The 19860-nt window shown below is 46.4% G+C and carries 18 protein-coding genes; 3 read left to right on the forward strand and 15 right to left on the reverse strand.

Annotated features, from left to right (window positions below; genetic code table 11):
- Positions 1-3: 3 nt before the first annotated feature.
- Both EHO57_RS11950 and EHO57_RS11955 read right to left on the reverse strand, forming a co-directional pair.
- The gene (locus tag EHO57_RS11950; protein WP_008597002.1) at positions 4-390 is read right to left on the reverse strand and encodes a response regulator; all 387 of its coding nucleotides are present in this window, start codon (positions 388-390) and stop codon (positions 4-6) included.
- Between the two features lie 260 nt (positions 391-650).
- Positions 651-2375, reverse strand: coding sequence for an EAL domain-containing response regulator (locus EHO57_RS11955; protein WP_135643410.1), 1725 nt, complete (start codon positions 2373-2375; stop codon positions 651-653).
- Positions 2376-2558: 183 nt separating this feature from the next.
- Here EHO57_RS11955 and EHO57_RS11960 point away from each other — a divergent pair, with 183 nt between their 5' ends.
- Positions 2559-4166 (forward strand): peroxidase family protein, encoded by a 1608-nt coding sequence (locus tag EHO57_RS11960; protein WP_135643412.1) that lies wholly within the window; start codon positions 2559-2561, stop codon positions 4164-4166.
- A 44-nt stretch (positions 4167-4210) separates the two neighbouring features.
- Positions 4211-5308, forward strand: a complete 1098-nt coding sequence (gene hisC, locus EHO57_RS11965; protein ID WP_135643414.1) for a histidinol-phosphate transaminase — start codon at positions 4211-4213, stop codon at positions 5306-5308.
- 59 nt (positions 5309-5367) lie between these two features.
- Here the strand turns inward: hisC and EHO57_RS11970 are convergent, their stop codons facing one another.
- The 13 genes from EHO57_RS11970 to EHO57_RS12030 all read right to left on the reverse strand — a co-directional run bounded on the left by EHO57_RS11970 (position 5368) and on the right by EHO57_RS12030 (position 18706).
- On the reverse strand, positions 5368-5547 hold the full coding sequence (locus tag EHO57_RS11970; protein ID WP_135643416.1) for a hypothetical protein: 180 nt from the start codon (positions 5545-5547) through the stop codon (positions 5368-5370).
- Positions 5548-5797: 250 nt separating this feature from the next.
- Positions 5798-6238: an OsmC family protein gene (locus EHO57_RS11975; protein WP_135643418.1), complete on the reverse strand. Its 441-nt coding sequence runs from the start codon at positions 6236-6238 to the stop codon at positions 5798-5800.
- Between the two features lie 134 nt (positions 6239-6372).
- Positions 6373-7635, reverse strand: a complete 1263-nt coding sequence (locus EHO57_RS11980) for a replication-associated recombination protein A (RefSeq protein ID WP_135643420.1) — start codon at positions 7633-7635, stop codon at positions 6373-6375.
- Complete coding sequence (locus EHO57_RS11985; RefSeq protein WP_425460785.1) at positions 7619-7855, reverse strand: hypothetical protein; 237 nt, start codon at positions 7853-7855, stop codon at positions 7619-7621. The genes EHO57_RS11980 and EHO57_RS11985 overlap by 17 nt, the downstream gene beginning before the upstream one ends.
- Positions 7856-7902: 47 nt before the next feature.
- Positions 7903-8457 carry a YqaA family protein gene (locus EHO57_RS11990; RefSeq protein WP_210410010.1) on the reverse strand — a complete coding sequence of 185 codons (555 nt, stop codon included), beginning with the start codon at positions 8455-8457 and terminating at the stop codon, positions 7903-7905.
- A gap of 45 nt (positions 8458-8502) precedes the next feature.
- Positions 8503-10284 carry a DNA mismatch repair endonuclease MutL gene (gene mutL, locus EHO57_RS11995; protein ID WP_135643426.1) on the reverse strand — a complete coding sequence of 594 codons (1782 nt, stop codon included), beginning with the start codon at positions 10282-10284 and terminating at the stop codon, positions 8503-8505.
- A 35-nt stretch (positions 10285-10319) separates the two neighbouring features.
- Positions 10320-12371 (reverse strand): sensor histidine kinase, encoded by a 2052-nt coding sequence (locus EHO57_RS12000; protein ID WP_246050674.1) that lies wholly within the window; start codon positions 12369-12371, stop codon positions 10320-10322.
- Positions 12372-12431: 60 nt separating this feature from the next.
- Positions 12432-13688 (reverse strand): chloride channel protein, encoded by a 1257-nt coding sequence (locus EHO57_RS12005; RefSeq protein ID WP_135643428.1) that lies wholly within the window; start codon positions 13686-13688, stop codon positions 12432-12434.
- Positions 13689-13708: 20 nt separating this feature from the next.
- Positions 13709-14746, reverse strand: coding sequence for a phosphoribosylformylglycinamidine cyclo-ligase (gene purM / locus EHO57_RS12010; protein ID WP_135643430.1), 1038 nt, complete (start codon positions 14744-14746; stop codon positions 13709-13711).
- A gap of 56 nt (positions 14747-14802) precedes the next feature.
- Complete coding sequence (gene lsa19, locus EHO57_RS12015; protein WP_135643432.1) at positions 14803-15414, reverse strand: adhesin Lsa19; 612 nt, start codon at positions 15412-15414, stop codon at positions 14803-14805.
- A gap of 89 nt (positions 15415-15503) precedes the next feature.
- Positions 15504-16235, reverse strand: coding sequence for a glutamate racemase (gene murI, locus EHO57_RS12020; RefSeq protein ID WP_210410014.1), 732 nt, complete (start codon positions 16233-16235; stop codon positions 15504-15506).
- Positions 16236-16277: 42 nt separating this feature from the next.
- Entirely contained in the window at positions 16278-17582 is a 1305-nt protein-coding gene (locus tag EHO57_RS12025) for a pyridoxal phosphate-dependent aminotransferase (RefSeq protein ID WP_135643436.1), read from the reverse strand.
- A gap of 23 nt (positions 17583-17605) precedes the next feature.
- Positions 17606-18706, reverse strand: coding sequence for a S1C family serine protease (locus tag EHO57_RS12030; protein WP_135643438.1), 1101 nt, complete (start codon positions 18704-18706; stop codon positions 17606-17608).
- Between EHO57_RS12030 and EHO57_RS12035 the strand changes: the two genes are divergently transcribed.
- The gene (locus tag EHO57_RS12035) at positions 18705-19787 is read left to right on the forward strand and encodes an aminopeptidase (RefSeq protein ID WP_135643440.1); all 1083 of its coding nucleotides are present in this window, start codon (positions 18705-18707) and stop codon (positions 19785-19787) included. The two genes, EHO57_RS12030 and EHO57_RS12035, sit on opposite strands and share 2 nt — an antisense overlap.
- The last annotated feature ends 73 nt before the right edge of the window (positions 19788-19860 follow it).

Below are 19860 nucleotides of genomic sequence, written 5' to 3' on the forward strand. Positions count from 1 at the left end.
TTTTTATTTCAAAGCGGAAGTGATAGTGGTTACGAGTTCTTTTTCGTCCCAGGGTTTCTTCAAGTAGCTATAAAGATTGATCTCTTTTTTCAGAGCTTCTACCGAAGCGATATCTGCATGACCAGTGATGATTATTTTTTGGATTTCAGGATATCTTTGGTGAACGATCCGCAAGAACTCGTCTCCTTTGATATTTGGCATCAACCAGTCAGAGATGACGATCAGGATCTTTACTCCTTCGGTAACGAGCTCCTCAATGATTTGCATCGCTTCGGAAGCATCAAGCGCGGTTTCATAGCGGTATGTATCTCCCAAATGACGTTTCACCTGGGATTTCATACTCATTAAAATGAGCGCCTCATCATCGACAAAAAGAATCGCTTTTTCCACCGCTCCCCCGGTTCCTTACTCACAATTTAGACGAACAAAATAAACGAAATGCCCCGACGAAAATTCGAAGCAAAAGAAGGATAGTTACTCGATAAATCAAGTTTGCAACTCATTTTCGGATCTCTCTTTAGAAAGGTTTCAAATCCCAACGATCATGCGAGAAATAGACCGAAGTATCTATTCCCCCGCATATTAGAGGATCCGAAGGAATGATTTCGCAGTGCAATAAAGCTCCAGATCCGAGGCAAATAGGCTAGATTTTACTCAATAATTTTTATCGAAGTAGGAACGATGTCCGGAGAAGGCTGCATGATCAAATACCCCTGAGAATATTCTATCCCGAGAGAACGGACAACCTCCAATTCTTCCGGTGTAGACACAAATTCCGCCACCACCTTTGCCCCTATTCTATGCGCGAGTTCCGTAATTGCGGATGTAAGTATGAATGCAGTCCGATTTCTCTCCAAAGACTGGATGAATTTACCGTCTATCTTAATGAAGTCGGGCTGTATCTCCAGCAAACGGGAGAAATTCGAATGCTCCACTCCAAAATCGTCGATAGCGATCTGAGATCCAAGTTCCTTCAGACCGCCAATGACTTTGAGCCTCTCCGGATTTCCATGAAAGCTCGCAGTCTCTAAGATCTCGAATGTAATACGAGCTGGATCGATCCCATAATGCTCCATTCTGGAGGCGGCCCATTTTGGAAAACTAGGACTCTCTAATTCCGTTTCCGAAAGATTGATGGAGAAGGAATACGGAGAGTCCGCAAATTTGCGCAAAGCCTTTTCCAATAAAATAGGACTGATCCTTCGTAGCAAACCGGTGGATTTTGCAAGATATAGAAAGCTTGCAGGAGCGTAGACTTTACCGTCCTCTACGATACGTGCCAGGCATTCGAATTTCTCCACCTTGCCTGTCTTATTATCCATGATCCCTTGGAAATAAGGGACAACATTCCCAGAGTGAATAGCTTGGTTCAGACGTTTTCCCAGATCCATATTGATCTTGTAGAGATCTTGGTCGTCCATCTTCTCCGTATAAGAATAAATGCCGGACTCTGAATCGAACTCAGGTTCTTGGCTGGCCTTTACGAGTGCAAGCCTCGCCTTATAATATAGATCCTTCTTTCCGCTAGCAGTTGCGATAGTCGCGTTGATCCGAAACGAGATCCCTGCCGCAGTGAAATAATCGGAGCGTAATAAGATCCTAAATGCGATGAGATGAGGAAGGAACTCCTCCTCCGGAACCTTCGCGAGAATGGCGACCTCGTCCTCGTATACATGAAAGACCTCGCCGTAATTTCCCAGGATGGATTTCAGGGAATCCAGGAACTTCTTCATTAAATCCTTATATAGCCCCACTCCAAAATCCCTGGTAGTAAGAGAAGTAGATTCGATCCGAATGAGTGCGAGAAGAGAGTCCTCTTTTTTCTCCTGACCTTGGTCCAATTTTCTCCGTAAGGATTCTAAATTGGGAAGTCCCGAGTCCCGATTGAAAAGAAGTGCCTCTTCTAATTTCTGGTTCAATGCAAGAAGGGAAAGATCGGACTCGTAAGAACGGACCGCCTCCTTGACTGTCATGAGAAGATCGTTGGAATCCCAGGGCTTAGAAAGATAGCGATACAGATTCGCGCGATTTAATGCGTTTCCAACAGACTCAGCCGTGGCCTGTCCTGTGAGCATGATCTTACGAGTGTTCGGATTTGTCTCTTGGACCTTGATCAAAAATTCGTCTCCACGAATTCCTGGCATGACTTGGTCGCTCAATATTGCGGGAATATGAATGCCTGCTTGGTTGCATTCTTCGACGATCTGCAAGGCAAGCTCGGCACTGTCCGCTGCTTCGATCTGATAGTTCTTTCCAAACGCTGTTTTTAATTGTTCTTTCAATCCGCGAAGAATGATAAGCTCATCGTCTACGCATAATATTACGGAGCGCTGGGGGGATTCCAAATCTGATGATCCATTCTCGGTGGTTTTCACAGGGTTCTCTAACAGACTCCGGTATTAGACGCAAAAAAGAATGGCCCAACCCTCGGACAAAATAATTTTATTCTTATTCCGATGGATAGTATGAGATAGTCCAAACAACGTTCAATGATAAATTGAAAACGATCTTCCCCATTCCCAGAGACCCTAAAGACTAGACCGATCACAGTATTTCGCATGATAAGAATTATTTTCGAGAACGACAAAGAAATAGAGATAGAAGGAAGTGAGACCTCCAAATCCCTGCTGCAAATTTCCTTAGATGCCGGTATTCCCCATACCCACGCCTGCGGAGGAAATGCACGTTGTTCTACTTGTAGGGTCTTAGTGCAAGAAGGACAGGAGCATCTTCTCCCCAGGAACGAAAAGGAGATCGCTCTTTCTCATAGAAAAGGATTTCCGGAAAACGTCAGACTCGCCTGCCAAACCAAACTGAACGGAGATATAACCGTACGCAGATTGGTCATAGACGAAGAGGACCAAACTCTCGCCGCCACTTTTTCGGACGAGGTCTCCGGAACGGAAAAGCCCGTTGCCATTCTTTTCAGCGATATCAGGAATTTTACCGGATTCTCCGAGAGTCATTTGCCTTACGACGTGATCCACATTCTAAACCGTTACTTCTATAGAATGGGAGAGAAGGTGCTGAAATTCGGAGGCTCTATCGACAAGTACATAGGAGACGGACTCATGGCCATCTTCGGTCTGGAAGAATCGGATCCACTTCGTATAAACCTGGCCGCGATCCGTGCCGCCTTGGAGATGAACAAGGAATTGGAATCCTTGAACGCCTATTTAAAGAACCACTTGGGCGCCCAATTCGAGATCGGAATAGGGATCAATTACGGCACAGTCATTTTAGGAAAGTTAGGACATCCTTTGAGCATGTCCTTTACAGCGATCGGAGACTCGGTCAACTCCGCGAGTCGGATAGAGTCCACAACCAAGAAGGCAAAGGCGAGATTGCTCATCTCACAGTCGGTCTATGAAACGGTACAAGACCGAGTGATCAAAGGAAGAAGTTTCCAGACCAAGTTAAAAGGAAAAATGGGAGACCATAGGCTTCATGAGATCCTGGACACAAAGAATAACTGCGAAGGAAGTTCCTGGGAAGAGATCCGATACAGACTCTGGGACAAGATCGACGTAAAGGATGCAGGCTCCTGGATCCGACTCGTATTTCACGCGGCGGCTATCTTTTCTTCGGATGGGAGCTGGCTTGGGTTAGAAGGTTCTTTCCGATTCCCATCCATTTTGGGCGAGGACGATAACAGAGGAGTCCGCAAACATGCAGAAACCTTAATGTCCCTTCTGCAAAAAGCAAAAGAAGAAGGAAGGGAAAATCTTCCTTCCTTCTCGGATCTGATCGCCCTAAGCGGTGCGATCGCAGTAGAAAAAGCGGGAGGCCCCAGAATTCGTATCCAACCGGGAAGAGAAGATGCTCCCTATCCACAAGGAAGGATGGAAATGCCTGTGGATTCTCCGGACGTAACTCTTGCGGAGGAATATTTCGGAAGAATGGGATTCTCCACTCAGGAAATGGTAGTCTTACTTGGGACCCATACCCTGGGCTGGCACCAACACGGATCCTTTACGGACACTCCGAACGTATTCAATAACGATTATTTCAAGGACCTTCTCATAGACGGAGGGAATAAGATGCTCGCTTGCGACCGTTCTCTTTTAGGCTCCGAAGAGACCAAACGATTCGTGCTCCAATACGCTCTGGACGAGAAATTATTCTTCAAGGATTACTCCGCCGCTTACTGCAAAGTAGTCGGTTAAAAACGACTGGAAGAATCCCCGCCAGGATTTTTTCTGGAAGTCGGATGCGCTTTCAACCTGCATTAGACAAGATCCCGGTATATGAGGCCGGAAAACCGATTGAACTCGTAGTTCGGGAATATGGGATTTCTCCGGACAAGGTCATTAAATTGGCTTCCAACGAAAATCCCTACGGAGTTTCTCCGAAAGTGGAGAATGCCATCCGAGAGGCCGTATACAAGATGCCTCTCTATCCGGATGATTCGTACCGGAATCTGAAGGATGCCTTGGCTTCTGCCCATAAGGTAGATGCAAAAAACGTAATACAAGGTAACGGAAGCGATCAGATCTTCGATTTTGCGACCCGCTCCGTTTTGGATCCTGGAGACAAAATCCTACAGAATGGCAAGACCTTCTCTATGTATTCCATCTATGCCGGACAATGTGGTGCAGAAACGATCTCTGTCGATTCGGTAATACACGATCTGGACCTGTTTTTGGATTCCTATAAAAAGAATTCTCCTAAGATCATATTCATCTGCACTCCTTGTAATCCGATCGGAGACGCTCTCAATAAAGACGATCTATTCTCCTTTTTAGAGAAAATCTCTCCGGAGACAATGGTCGTCGTGGATGCCGCCTATATGGAATTCGGAAAGACTAGGGATCCGAGAAAAGAGGTGCAGGCCTCGGAACTCATCTCAAAATTCCCAAACGCCTTGTATACGAATACGTTCTCTAAGATCTACGGTCTCGGAGGAATGAGGATCGGCTATGGGATCGGCAATGAAGAACTGATCCAAGCCTTCTACAAACTCAGACCTCCTTTCAATGTGTCGCAACTGTCTCAACTTGCTGCAACTATCGCCTTAGAGGATAGAGCCTTCGTAGAAGAATATCTAAAAGCGAACCTGAAAGAACTATTGAGATACGAGGCCTTTGCAAAAACAAAAGGGCTCCCCTACTTCGAATCTTATACCAATTTTATCACCATAGAATTAGACAAGGCTCGCCTAACGTCTACCTCCCTATTCGAGACTCTCTTGAAAGAAGGGATTATCCTTAGGAATTTGAAAAGCTATGGACTGAATGCGATCCGTATCACGATCGGTAGGCCGGAACAGAACGATATCGTTTTGGATAGATTAGAAAAACTTTTATAATTAGAACAGTAAGAGCTGCCAAAAATCCCTAAGTCACTCGAACCTAGGCAGCCCTATTCTCATTTCTCGTAAAGATCCGGTCTAAGGCGAACGACCTTCTCGTCTCTTTTGGACTCCGCTTTTTTGCTCTTTGCGGAATTGCTCCCTAGTTCGGAACGAAAGAACTCTCTTCGAACTGGGATCGTAGAGGAAGAAAGATGAGCTCCTTTTTCCTGCTTCTCACGCTCGGATTGAAACATTCGAAACCTCCATTTTTCGTCTTGGACGGTAAGACCTCTAAGCTTCCTTATTAGTTTCGTCGGAAAACCCGGTTTTCATTACCGCATTATGTCAAAAAATTTTCGCTGTATATTATCTTAGTCTCTATCTACAACAAGTGGATGACTGAAATATTACAAGTGAGTGTTTCTTAAGGAATGCTTGAGACCTGAGTTTTTCGAAGATTTTTGCAGGTACAAGACTCTTCGAAAAACTTGTATAGATCTCGGATTATTTTGCCACAAGAGAATTCTGAGAGAGAACTGGAACCCCGCTCAGAGTATCTTTCACAGGACAGATCCGATTGATATGCCTGAGAAGAGAGTCAATATTCTCACGAGAAGAATCGGACTGGATCTCCACTCTATATCGGATCTCCGAAAATCCGGGACGCACTGCCGCAAGTTCCTGGAATCCGTCCAGATCTAGATCCCCTTCTACAAATACCTGGAAATCCTTTAATTCCACCTTATGAGCAGGCGCGTAAAGAGAAACAAGAACACCCACACAGCTCGCCAGTCCACCTAACACAAGTTCAACGGGATTCGGTCCCTGATCCGTCCCGCCTAAGAACTCAGGCTCGTCCACCACCCATGTATGATTTCTGGATTGCAGGTTTAACTTCAACCCACCTGCCCAAGATGCCTTGCTTTCAAATACCGTATTTGCCATATCGGTCCTCCCAAAATATGCAAGGAGCCTGGTTCAATGGTTTTGAAAGAAAAGGAATTATATGTTATTACGAACAATTTATCCGCTTTATCGAACAATCTATTAGTCGGGTGCCCAAACATTTAACGGAAGGATCAGTCGTATTCCTTCCCCTTAAACTTCTTCCAGAGATTCGAAAGATGTTCTTTGATCTTTGCTTCCATTCCATTCCGAGTGGGTTTGTAGAATTGAGGGGGGTTTTCTGAGAGGTCGTCCGGGAAATAGGAGAAGGGTACGAATCCGCCGAAGTCATGCGGATACTTATAGCCTTGGCTTGCTCCTTCTTTCTTATGCAATGCGGTGGGTGCGTTCCTAAGTCTATTAGGGATCTTTAAACTAGGTCCCCTCTCCTTTACGAAAGAGACTGCGGAATTGATGCCTTGGTAAGACGCATTGGACTTAGGACAGGAAGCCAGAAAAGAAGTCACTTGTCCTAAAACGATCCTACCTTCCGGCATACCGATCGCCTCTATCGCGTGCAATCCGGCAATGGCAAGAGGCAAACCATGAACGGAAGCATTTCCTATATCCTCGGAGGCAAGAATAATGAGACGTCTCGCGATAAAGAGAGGATCCTCTCCTCCTTCTAACATGAGAGCTAAATAAAATAAAGCGGCGTCCGGATCGCTTCCCCGCACGGACTTGATGAACGCAGAGATCACATCGTAATGACTTTCTCCACTCTGGTCGTATTCTATGACACGACTCTCTAAGAATGAATTCACATCCGAAGCTTGGATAGAAGCGCCTGCATCGAAGGAAAGAGAAAGGCCTTCTAGATTGGATAGAAGCTTTCTCGCATCTCCTCCGGAATATCTCACTAAAAGGGATCTTGCTTCTTCCGATAGATCCGGTTTTGGATCTAAGGATTCGATTCCCCGAGAAAGGATCTCGAACAATTCCTTTTCTCCAAGCGGTTCCAGGCGCAGTACCTGGCAGCGGGACAATAACGGTTTTGTAATGCGAAAGGAAGGGCTTTCCGTGGTGGCCCCAATCAGCACAAGGCTTCCTGTCTCCACGCCTTTCAAAAGACTGTCTTGCTGGGAAGAACTGAATCTGTGGATCTCATCTAAGAAAAGAAGTATGCTTCCTTCTTTCTCTGATCTTTCTAAAAGTTTTTTTATATCCGCGACACCCGTAGTAACCGCGTTGTATTCCACAAAAGGAAGCTTCCAGGTATTTCCGAGTATTCTTGCGATCGTGGACTTTCCTGTACCAGGAGGTCCATAGAGAAGTATACTGACAGGTTCTTTAAATTTTTGTAATTGTTGCTTTGCCTTTTCCTGTCCGATCACTTGGGCAAATGCGGAAGGTCTGATCCTATGAGGTAAAGGGGCCTTTTCAAATAGACTGCCCAAGATCTTCCAATTCCCTTTGGACCTTGCGCACGCAAGAACGTATGGTTGCGTTGCAAACATCGCAGGCACTATGGCAACATACCAGGGACTGTTCCCTGATCTTTCCATCCAAGACATTCTCCACCAATTCGGCGATCCGCACAGGAAGGCTGAACCAATCCAAATTTTCCAGGATCAGTTCCTTGCGGGTCTTCGGTATTAAGCGAGGAGAGTCGTCCATTATCTAACCTTTCATAGATCCCATTTTAAGCGCCGTCAATCCGAATGTCAGATCGCGATCCATCCGCCCTTAATTAGATAGTAATACAGAAAGAAACGGGGGATACGAAATAAGGCCGCAAGCATATACAGCCTGAATTTCATTCCCATGGCACCCGCCGCTACCGAGGTCCAAGAATACGGCAAAGGAGTAAGCGCCCCCAGGACCACGGCCCAGAACCCGAATCTCTTTACATAGACCTCTAACTTCTCTTCATGCTTTCTCATGAATTGAGTGAATGTATCCAATTTAGGAAGAAGATACTTTCCCTGTGCATACGAGCAAGCACCTGCGATCAAAGACCCAAAAGATGCAAAGAAGATTACCCAAAAATCCGGCATCTTAGCCGCAACAGCCAGGATCAAGAAAGTATCCGGAGGTAGGAATACATGCACAGAATCCGCGACCAGGATCGCAAGTCCTATTCCGGGAACTCCTGTGAAATCCAAGAAGGATTCGGCTACCAGTTTTACTTCTTCGCTAAAGAACCTGGCAAGGATCAATACTCCTAAGAATAAAAGCACACTCGCGATCAAGGTCTGCTTCAGTAGCTGCGAGAGCATTTTGTCTGTGGAGTTTTTTGTTTCTGCGGATCCCGTTTTCAATTTTTACCTACGATGGAACATTCTTTCAAGATCTTCCCGAGTGAGTTTCACTAAAGTCGGGCGCCCATGCGGACAACGGGAAGGATTTTCACAATAGCTGAGTCGGTTCAACATCTCTGCGATGAGATGGTCGGAAAGTTGGTCTCCCTTTTTGACTGCAGATCTACAGGCCACGCATTTGGCCATCAGGTCGTAGAGTTCAGGTTCTGGGACTTCCTTTCCTCCGGTTCGATTCAAAAAATCTAATACGATCTCTTTTTCATGCCCGGGGAGAAAATAACCAGGCACTTCTCTGAGGACCATGCTGTCCTCTCCTAAGGATTCCAATTGCAATCCTACCTCTTGGTATTCGGGCAATCTGTCCTTGATATCTTCCGCCTCTTGCTTCGAGACTGGGATCCGAATGGGAGTGAGCAAGGGCTGGATCCCGTAATTCTTCTTCTTTAATTTGCGAAGTACTTCTTCGTAGCGGATCCTTTCGTGAGCGGTATGCTGGTCTATGATATAGAAACCGTCTTCCCCTTCTGCCAAAATAAATGTCTCAAATAAAAGCCCGAAATGTTTCTTGGGAATGAACTCGCTATGCTTGATCGGAACATCCGTGAGATCTTCCAAACGAGAACCAGGTCCCACATTCTCCACAGGAAAGGAAGGGGAATGTTTGACTTCTTCGTAGAGAGTGGAGCCGAGTAGCTGCTGTTCCATCCCGCTATTATGTTGGGAATAAGAATACAGAGTGCTCTCCATTCTTTTCGGCTCCGGACGAAGAAGACGATTCTTCAGTTCTAAAAAGCTGACGGGAGTGCTGGATCTAAGTTCTTTCTGGATGAGCTGCAGGAAGAATGTATTGAAACCTTCCTCGTCCAAGAAGCGGATCTCTTTCTTGGCAGGATGCACATTCACATCGATCGCTTCCGGATCTACTTCGAAGAATAAGAAGCAATACGGATGAGCATTTGGAGGCAATAGTTCATCATAACATTTTTTTAATAGATGTGAGGAATATTTGATCTCGACAGGACGCCCGTTCACGAAGATAAACTGCCCTGTACGATTGGATTTATAGAAGTCCGGGTCGCTGATATATCCTTTCGCCTTCCAACCTTTTCTCTCTAATTGCACTTCTAAGAGATGATCCCGGAAATTCTCTCCGAATAGGTCGATGATCCTTTCTCTCTTATCCTTGGGAGAAAGACGAAAGATCTCCTTTCCGTCTTGGACGAATCTGAATCGGATATCTTCTCTGGACAATGCTTGGACCGTAACCCGATCTCGGATCTTCTTGTCTTCGGAACGAACAGACTTTAAGAACTTTCTACGGACCGGCGTATTATAAAAAAGATCTTCTACAAGGATCTTGGTACCCTTGAAACCGGGGATCGCTTCCTTGGATTGGATCTGTCCCTTCTCCGCATGTATTTTCCAAGCGGTTGCTTCTCCCGTTCCGGTTTCCAAGGTAAGTTTGGAAACGGAGGCAATGGAAGCTAACGCTTCTCCTCTGAACCCATACGAGGAGACTAACTCCAGATCCCGGAGAGTCCTGATCTTGCTTGTGGCATGTCTTTGGAGTGCGAGAGGAATATCCTCTTCTTGGATACCGGATCCGTTATCAGAAAGAAGAAGAGAGGTCAAGCCTCCGTCCCTGGATTCTACTTCTATGGTGTCGGCTCCCGCATCCACAGAATTCTCCATCATCTCTTTCAATACGGAATGGGCCGATTCGATGACCTCTCCCGCAGCGATCTGATTGATGAGTTCCGGACTAAGTTCTTGGATCCTTCCCATGTATGGGACCTAGATTGGCCCGAGGAAGTCTTATGTCAAGATTGGATTTCGGGTTTAGATACTGCGATTTCCAAAGTAAACAAGGAACCCGAGCCAGGCTGGCTTTCTACGGAAATGCTTCCTTCCATCTTCTCCGCAAGAGCCTTGCAGAGGGAAAGTCCAAGGCCCGCTCCTTGGAACGGTTTGGTCACTCCGGAATCCACCTGCTGGAACGGATTGAAGATGGAAGTCAATTTGTCCTGAGGGATCCCAATGCCTGTGTCCTGGACCTGGAATCGGATCCTATATTGGAATCTGGTCTCCGTAACTAACTCGCCTATGAGCTTGATGGAACCTTGGCTTGTGAACTTCTCCGCATTCTCCAAGAGCACGAGAAGCATTGTCTTGAATCTTTCCTCATCGCCTTCGACCGTTTCGGGAAGATCATCGCTTAAGGTTACGGAGAACTGAATGCCTTTTTTGCGAATGCGATCCTCTACTCTCATCGCAGCCTCGTACACAGAGGCTCTCAAATGGAATCGTTTATTCAGAAGATATAATGTTCCTTTCTCTAAACTGGAGGCATCCAGCATTGAACCCAGGATCACCATCATGGCATCCCCGCTTCTTTTTAAGAGCTCCAGCATTTCTTTGTGTTCTGGCTTAATATCCGAATCCAAAAGCATTTGGGTGATCCCCATGATCCCGTTCATAGGAGTCCGGACCTCATGATCCACATTGATCAAGAATTCGCTCTTTGCCTTGTTTGCCGCTTCCGCCTCGTCTCTGGCAGACTCCAACTGTTTGGTTCTCTTTGCGACCAACTCCTCTAGGTTGGTATTCAACATTTCTTGTGCCTTTTCTCTCTCCCTAAAACCGCTTAGCATTTTACTGGAGAGAGAAAGAGAATTAGAAAGCATGAAGATCCCAACTCCCACTCCGCTGATCTCCCAAGAATCGACGATCTCAGAATGGAAGAGTATCTCACTTCCGAGAAGGATGAGTAGGATCATGAAACCTATGAGATAAATGCGGGCTCCTACCATTTTTTTTCGGACCGCATGAGCGAGTATGGTAAGAGAGGCCTGTCCCGTAAAAATATACATCACATAAGAAGGAGTGATCAGATACGAATATATATCAGGATCGGTAAACAGAGTGATCGCAGTGAAGATCCCGGCGACCCAATAGCTGATCTGCAAGGATCGTTTTCCGAAATCCACAGGAAAGACGGTGCGCAAGAAATGAAGTGCGAGAGGCATTCCTAAAAACCAAGTAATGAACTCGATCCTAAGATAGATCTTAGGTCCTACGAGAAGATGTTCCGGCATGAGACGTACTCCGGTGGAATACAGCCTGAGCCCTACTAAGATCGCAAAGAATCCCAGGATCAATGCGGACGGATCCTTTTTATAAAAGGCTGCCACACAAATATGAAAAAGCCCTAAGAAGAAGATCCCACCGCAAAGAATGCTCTCCAGATCCCTTCGATCCATATAATAACGACCGACACAAGAAGGAGTACCAAGAAAGGGAGGCTTCCAAAGTCCTCCTTTCCTATAGTGATAATTGGAGACCTCGAAGTCCAGATTCGCTTTTCCTTGCCAAGCAGGAAGGATCACATAACTCGTTCGAAGTTCCAAGGCATCCAGAGAAGGATCTCCCACCCTTCCTACCTCATGCATTAGAACTCCGTTAAATAGAATTCTATAATTCGTTCCTTGGTCGTAGGAGACCAAGTGCAAACTCTCTACAGGTTTTTCGGAACGAAGTTCTACTCTGTATAAAGCTCGACCGTATTTCGGATATTCGGAAGGAGCGGGCGCCGTCCATTCGCTTTTATTCCAACTGCCAGGGATCTCTTGCAGGGAGAATTCCTTTGGCTCTGCGGGAAGACTCGTATCCGGTTCCGTTCCCAGCCAGGCGAACTTCCAGTCTCCCGTCATACGAAAGCATTCTCCTCTCGTGCGGAAATCTTCCCAATCCAAGACCCCGTTCTGCAATTTTGCCCTTCCCGGAGAAGGAGTGCAGGAAACGCAAAGAAGGATTAGGCTCCAAACGATTAAGGATATTTTAGAGGCACTTGGCATTCGGATCGAAAGCATCATCCGTCATTTTATAGGAAATCGTCCAGGAGAAATCGATCTTCTACTGAAAAGAAGAAGGCTCTAAATGGAATCGGCTTGAGAGCGAATGAAAGGAGCCTTAGGAGAAAGGAAGTAACCGCTGAGTGATGCGAATAACACCGGAGTAAAATTAGAGACCCCCGTTAATCCGGTAAGCAGAATGGTAGTGCTGATCGGAGTCTTGGTCACGGAAGCATTCACAGAAGCCATCAAGCAGATCAGCAGAAAGGATTCGTTCTCCGAAGGAAAGAAATCCAAAAAGAACCTTCCCGATACTGCTCCCAAGAAGAAGAGAGGAATGATAATCCCTCCTCTCCAGCCACTGGACACCGTAATATTGATGGTCAATATTTTTAGAAGGGCAAGTCCTCCGAAGAAGATCCAATTCCCTTTGCTAACCACGATCTGGTTCAACTGATCATGGCCAAAATATCTGGTCAAAGGTTCGTAATACGCGATGCATCCTAATAAAAGACCGCCTAGAGTCGTCTTTACGAAGATAGGAAATTGAATTTTAGAAAAAGAAAATTTAGTGATTTGGAATATTCCGTAAAAGATCCATCCTACGATGGCTCCTGCGATCCCAAAAAGGATCGCGTATTGGAAATCCTCAATCCCTCCCGGAACGTATTGGGGAAACTCCCAGACCGGACCGATGCCGATATCCGTCATGAACAAGAACACGAAGTATGCACTACAACTGGAGAGAAAGGCGGGAAGCAAGGCCTCGTAATATTCCACCACATGTCTATGTTGCAAGATCTCTAGCGCAAACAATGCTCCTCCTAAAGGAGAACCGAATAAGGAAGTAAATCCTGCCGCCATTCCCGCGATCGTCATGGAGCGAAGTTCTTCTCCTTCGAGTCCGATCTTTTCCGCAAACCAACTCCCAAAGGAACCTGTGATCTGCACGAGAGGCGCTTCCGGACCGGCGCTTCCTCCGGAAGAAATACTCAAAAGAGAAGAAAGCGCCATAGACGGGTTATTCTTCGGATCCAGCTTTCCCCCTCTGAAACGTATATTATCGATTACTAATGAGATCTCTCCCGGTTCTCCCAGAAAATAGATGATGAGACCGATCAAAAGACCGGAACCTGTCATGATAAGCACGACGCTCTGCCCTTCAAAATTGGACAGAAGCTTGGTAACGAACTCCAGACATTTCCAGAACAATGCGGAGAATAATCCGGCGAATATCCCTAAGAGTACGTACAGAATGCTCCAACGGGAAAGCATGAAAGGATTCCGTTTGGAAATAATAAAGATTGGATTTTTAAAGAAGGTCTGGATCCGATCCATAGAAGTTCCGACTTAGGAGATCAAACAAAGAGAACAGACTCTTTTTTTCTTTCTCGTATTACGCCGATTTTGCGAACGGATTCCCCTTTTTCTTCTAAAGCGTGTATCGCTTCCGTTTCAAATTCGGGAGAAACGATCGCGATATATCCGATCCCCATATTGAAAGTAGAATAGAGTTCCGTATCGGAGAGAGAAGGAAAATCCTTTTTCAATCTCACAAAGAAAGGATTCTCAGGCAGGCGATCCCTATTTAATTCAACTGCAGCGGAATCCGGTAAAACCCTAGGAATATTCTCGTAGAATCCTCCTCCGGTGATATGCACCATTCCTTTTACTTCTACTTTTTTGAGAAGATTGAGAACACTTTGCACATAGATGCGAGTAGGACGAAGAGCGAACTCTCTTAAGAAATCGACTGTCTCTTGTTTGTCGGGAAGTTTTCTTCCTTCCACCAAGTAGAGTTTGCGGATGAGAGAGAATCCATTGCTATGAGGACCGGAAGATTCCAGACCGAGCACGATGTCTCCCGGACGGATCTTGGAACCGTCGATCAGATCTTCTTTTTCTACGGCGCCGACTACGAAGCCGCCGAGATCGTATTCGTCCGCTTCCATAGTACCCGGATGCTCTGCGGTTTCTCCACCTAAGAGAGCGGCACCCGACAGTCTGCATCCTTTCACGATCCCAGCTACAATTCTTTCCATCTTGGCAGGATTCAATTTTCCACAGGCGATATAGTCCAAGAAGAAGAGAGGCTCTCCTCCTGAGACCAAAATATCGTTCGCACACATGGCCACTAGATCAATGCCGATCGTATCATGGATATCGAATAGACGGGCAAGCTCCACCTTGGTTCCCACACCGTCCGTTCCGCTGAGTAAAATTGGATTTTTATAATTCTTGAGGAAGGAAACGTCGAAGGCTCCGGAGAATCCACCGAGTCCACCTAAGACCCTGGGCCCATGGGTGGATTCGACGTTTTGTTTGATCTTTTTGACGAATTCTTGGCCGGCTTCAGTGTCCACACCGGCGGCCTTATAGCTGATATTTTCTTCCATGGGACCCGCTCCTGAACAGAATTCCCGGATCGGATCTAGTGCAAAGAAAAAAAGCCTTATTTCATTTGGTCGATCTGTTCCATAGCGGCAAGTTCCGCCTTGGCAGCCTCACGTACCTTTAAGGTTTTTACCCCAGGTCCCAGATCCACAGCCTCTCCCGCCTTGATCAGAACTCTGGCTTCGTCGTCCTTTCTGGTGATCTGAACGCTCCCCTCACGAACAGCAAAGGTACCGGTCTCATTGGCCCGATTCACCTGCCCCCAAAATTGGGTCCCCCGAACCGCAGCAACAACCGTAGGAGTATCGATGGAAATGGATTCGTTCTTGTTCAGTTTCACGACCTTGACCAAGATATTTCCTTCATTCACTTTGATATAATTTTGATCCGCTCTCAATGCTGCTACGGAAGCCTCAGAACCACCCAACAAGCGAACTGTTCCTAAAGTAGTGGTCAGATCCAAGGTGGAATCCTTATCCGTTTTCACGGTTTCCGCCTCTTTTATCGTATCGTTTATCTTTAATATAGTGTTCGCCTTCTCTGTTGACGCTTTTCCTACGAGGAAGGTCACGACTGCGTCTGTGGTCTCCTCTTCCTTAGGTTTGCAAAATGCAAAAGCACCGATCAAGAAAGAGATTAAAACCAATTTTGTAATAGAATGGGAGTTCATACGGTTCCTTAATCTAAAGGAAAAGGCTTAGACCGGGAACTAAAAAACGAAGCGTTTGGAAAAAAATTTCTACCTATTTTACGAATGCCTCAAAGCCCTCGTTCGAGTAGTTGGAGGGCGAATTGGCGAATACCATTCGGTTTCTCGGGAGAAGAAAAATGAAGTTCGAACGTAGGCCTTCCGGAAACCCGATCCAAATGAAGTGAATTGGCCAAATGACGGACCGTTCCCTGGTTCCCATCATGGAGGATAGCCTCGGGATAAAGGTCCATGATTTCGTTTTTCAAGAAAACGTAATGCGTACATCCAAGCACTAGGGCCTTGACTCCTTCTTCTTTCGGGATCCTTAATATGTTTTGAAGAAGGTTACGAGCACCCTGTAGATCTCCCTGGTCCACCAGATGGGCTAAACCGTCACAATTCAGATGAAGGATCCGTTCCTTGGCGCCTAGATCCGCCTTGAGCTCTTGTAATTTTTCTTCTCTATGGGTAACCGCCGTGGCAAGAAGCGCGATCTTCTCCTTTTCATGGGCAAGAAGAGCCGGCTTGATCGCAGGCTCCATCCCAAAAATAGGGACCGAAAGTTCTTCTCTCAATTTGAGAGCTGCTGCGGAAGTGGCCGTATTACACGCGAGGAGTATGGCGTCCACTTTTTTGGAAATAAAAAAATGACAAACCGCTCTGGTCAGATCTAGGATCTGAGATGTGCTCTTCTCCCCGTAGGGAGAATTGGCAAGATCTCCGTAGTACAGGAATTCCACCTGGTAAGGAAGGGCCAAGAGTTCCCTCAGAACGGAAAGACCTCCCATTCCGGAGTCCATTACCCCGATCCTAGGAATTCTTACGGAGGAGTCCTTCATAGATCAGGCGGATTGAATATAGTCTTCTATGCTTTTACGTAAGCTTCCGTAGATCCAACGGAATTTTTCCTCGTCTTCCTCGAGAAGAGTGACCCGGAATCCGTCGCGGTCCGTGCAGAAAGAGGTCAAAGGAACCACACAGATCCCGGTAGAAGCCAATAGATAATATACGAATCTTCTGTCGGGGGCACAATCCCCCAGCAAAGGACGAATGAATTCCTCGGCTTTAGGATTGGAAATAGGAAGCGTCATCTTATGGTTTAAGACTCCTTTGTCAAAAGCCACAGTCAGATAGAAGGCGCCCTTCGGCTCTACTACGGTCACCCCTTTGAGCCCATGGAAGAATTCGGTAGCAAGCTTTGCTCTTCTCTTGAACTTCTCATTTCTTTCCTTTAAATGAGGAAGGAAATTCGGATGAGAATATACCTCCGGAATGGACATCTGAGGAAGAGTGGTGGAACATACTTCCAGCATCTTAGCATCCAAGAGAGATTTCACATAACGCGCAAAGACAGGATCCTTGTCCTTGTTGAAGATCTCGAGCCAACCGCATCTACCGCCCGGCCAAGGGAATTCCTTGGAAACGGAACGAAGCGCCATCCCAGGCACCTTGTCCCCGATCACTTCGGAGAGGTGTACAGTCCCAGTCTCGGAATAATTCACATGAGCATAAGTTTCGTCGCATATGATCATCACATCATATTTCTCGGCGATCTTTACGATCTCTCGCATTAAGTTTTTATCATATACTGCGCCGGTAGGATTGTCCGGATTAATAAGAAGTATCCCTGCAATGGAATCGTTGTATTTAACCTTGTTCTCTATGTCCGCCAGATCGGGCATCCATCCCTGTTCCGGAAGAAGATTATAGGTCATATGTTCGTAACCGGAGTGAGCCGCTTCCGCAGAAGAAAGAGTGGAATACGCGGGGCTAGGTCCGAGCACTCTCGCCTCTCTTCGCAAGAATCCGAAGATCTTAGCGACTGCATCCCCTAGACCGTTGAAAAATAAAATATCATCCGCGCTGATCTGCGCTCCCTTTCTTTCGTTCACTTTTTCCGCGAGGAAATTTCGGGTCTTCTCATAGCCTTGGGTGGCAGTATAGGCCCAGGATTTGTCCTCTAAGATCAGATCGGATACGATCTTCTTCATCCAAGGCGCGACTTTTTCTCCCTTTTGGATAGGGTCGCCTATATTCTCATAGGTGATGGGAACTCCAAGAGCCTCAAGCTTCTTAGCCACACCTACGATCTGGCGGATCTCGTAAATCAGAGCGTCCGCACCGCTGTGAACGATATTTCTTCTCATGCGCTAGCCTAAAGTCCGGAAACTTATTTTTGTATGAGCCTGACGGTAAGATCTTCCAGACTTTTCTCCCGATATATTCGGAGTTTGAGCCTACCGCCTAGTCCTACTATTCCGACCTGCTCTCGCAGATCATTAATATTTTTAACCTTCACACCGTTCGCTTCCATAATGAAGTCATATCGTTTCAAACCGGAGACTTCTGCAGAAGAACCTGCATCCATATCGTAGACCAGAACGCCGGTCCAGTCGTCCGGAATACCCAAGGCCTTTCTATGATCCGGAAGTGGAACGGTCGCCATCACTCCTAAGGTCGCCGGTCGGATAATCCTTCCTCGATTTTCCTCTATGAGCTGGATGATCTTCTTGGCATAGTTCATGGGAATGGCAAAACCGATGCCGGTGTTCCTTCCGGAGTCGCTTCGGATGAGGCGGTTGATACCGATCACTTCTCCATAAATATTCAAGAGAGGTCCGCCACTGGATCCTGGATTGATCATGCTATCCGTTTGGATATGGGTCTGGCCGGTCTCATCCAGATCTTCTCTGTATTTTGCGGAAACGACTCCAACGGAGAAGGATCTCTCCAGTCCGAAAGGAGATCCGATGGCGATCGCCCAGTCCCCTACCTCAATTTTGTCGGAATCTCCGAAGGAAACAGGCTTGAGTCCGGTGCCTTCTCGGATCTTTAAGAGTGCGATGTCTGCTCTTTCATGGCTTCCTACGAATTTTGCGGGGAAGACGCTACCATCAGAGGCGATGACCTCTATGCTTTCCGCGTCCTTGATCACGTGAAAATTCGTGACCACATACCCTCTTTCATGGATCAAAAAACCGCTTCCGAAAGAGGAAAGTCTTTCGGTCCTATAATCGAAGTATTGGTACGGGCTCGTGATCGCTTCCGTCTTTTTGGTACGAATGGAAACGACGGAATCCTTTGCCGAATTGTATACGTTGCGAAACGCATTCTGCAAGTTGATCCCAGCTCTTTGATCGCTATAGCTGAGAGGCTTGCCGCCTCGGAAAAAGGAGGACAAACCTCCCTCTCCTGGAAGAATGAGGACGAAGGCCAATAAAACGAGAAGTCCGATGTTTATTAGGACTATGGGAGGAAGCTTAAATCTCATGCCGACAAACTCAACCCATCCTCTGCCGAATCGGGAGAATAGTCGACTCGGATTCTCTTCTTCTATTCTTAGGCTGCCAATTTTCCTTTTTCTATTTTTTGCGTGCGAAGGCTGTGTTCCCTATTTATTCCATCTCGGAAAAGAACAGGCTCGGATCCTTCTTCAGAGAAGAAATATCTCGGAGGTCCTATCCGATCCGGAAGTTTCCGAAAAGACCAAAGAAAAATTAAGAGAAGTAGAACAGATCCGTGAGTTCGGGATCCGAAAACTTGCACTTTCCGAAAAGGGAGGATTTCAAAGTTTTGTACAGTTGGATAGACAAGCGATCGGCTGGCATGTAAGTGCCTGCCATCCGCTTCGATTCGAATCCTATACTTGGTGGTTCCCGATCGCAGGAACGGTTCCCTATAAAGGCTACTTCTCCCTGGAAAAAGCGAAGGCAGAAGAACAAAGATTAAAAGAAGAGGGTTGGGACACCAGGGTCCGGATCACTGCCGGCTATTCTACGTTAGGTTGGTTCGAGGACCCTCTCTTCTCCACACAATTGTACGAAGATAAGGGAGATCTTGCTTCGATCGTATTGCATGAGATGGCACATGCCACAGTCTACTTTCCGGGAGACAGCCTATTCAACGAAAGCTATGCAAGTTTCGTAGAAGATGAGGGTGCAGACGAATTCATTCTTTCCGTCGGAGGAGAAAAACTTCTGGCTGAAAGAAAAAGATCGGAAGAAGAAAGAAAAGAATATAAGGAAATCATGATGTCCACCGCCAAGATCCTGAAGGAAGTCTACACGCAAGGCGGAACGGATGAATCCTTAAAAAAGAAGAAAGCGGAGATCATCGGGAATTTTAAGGATCAGCTTTCCCAACAGAGCTGGAGCAAAATAGATCGCAAACGACTTTCGGAAAGGGAATGGAATAACGAGGACTTTGTGGGAATGCTCCGTTATAATTCAGGGTCCAACTTCTTTAAGAAAAAATTTGCTGAGGCAGGAAGGGACTTCTCCAAGTTCCATGAGGAAATGAAGAAGCTAAAGCCTCTATCGGTAGAGGAAAGAAAGGAGCTTCTGAAGGAGTAGAGAGGAGGCCCCCACCCAATCGAACGACCCTAGGAGTGAGATTCCTGCAAGGTTGCTAAACGAAGTGAAGCAA

The organism is Leptospira langatensis, from assembly GCF_004770615.1.
Taxonomy (GTDB): Bacteria; Spirochaetota; Leptospiria; order Leptospirales; family Leptospiraceae; genus Leptospira_B; species Leptospira_B langatensis.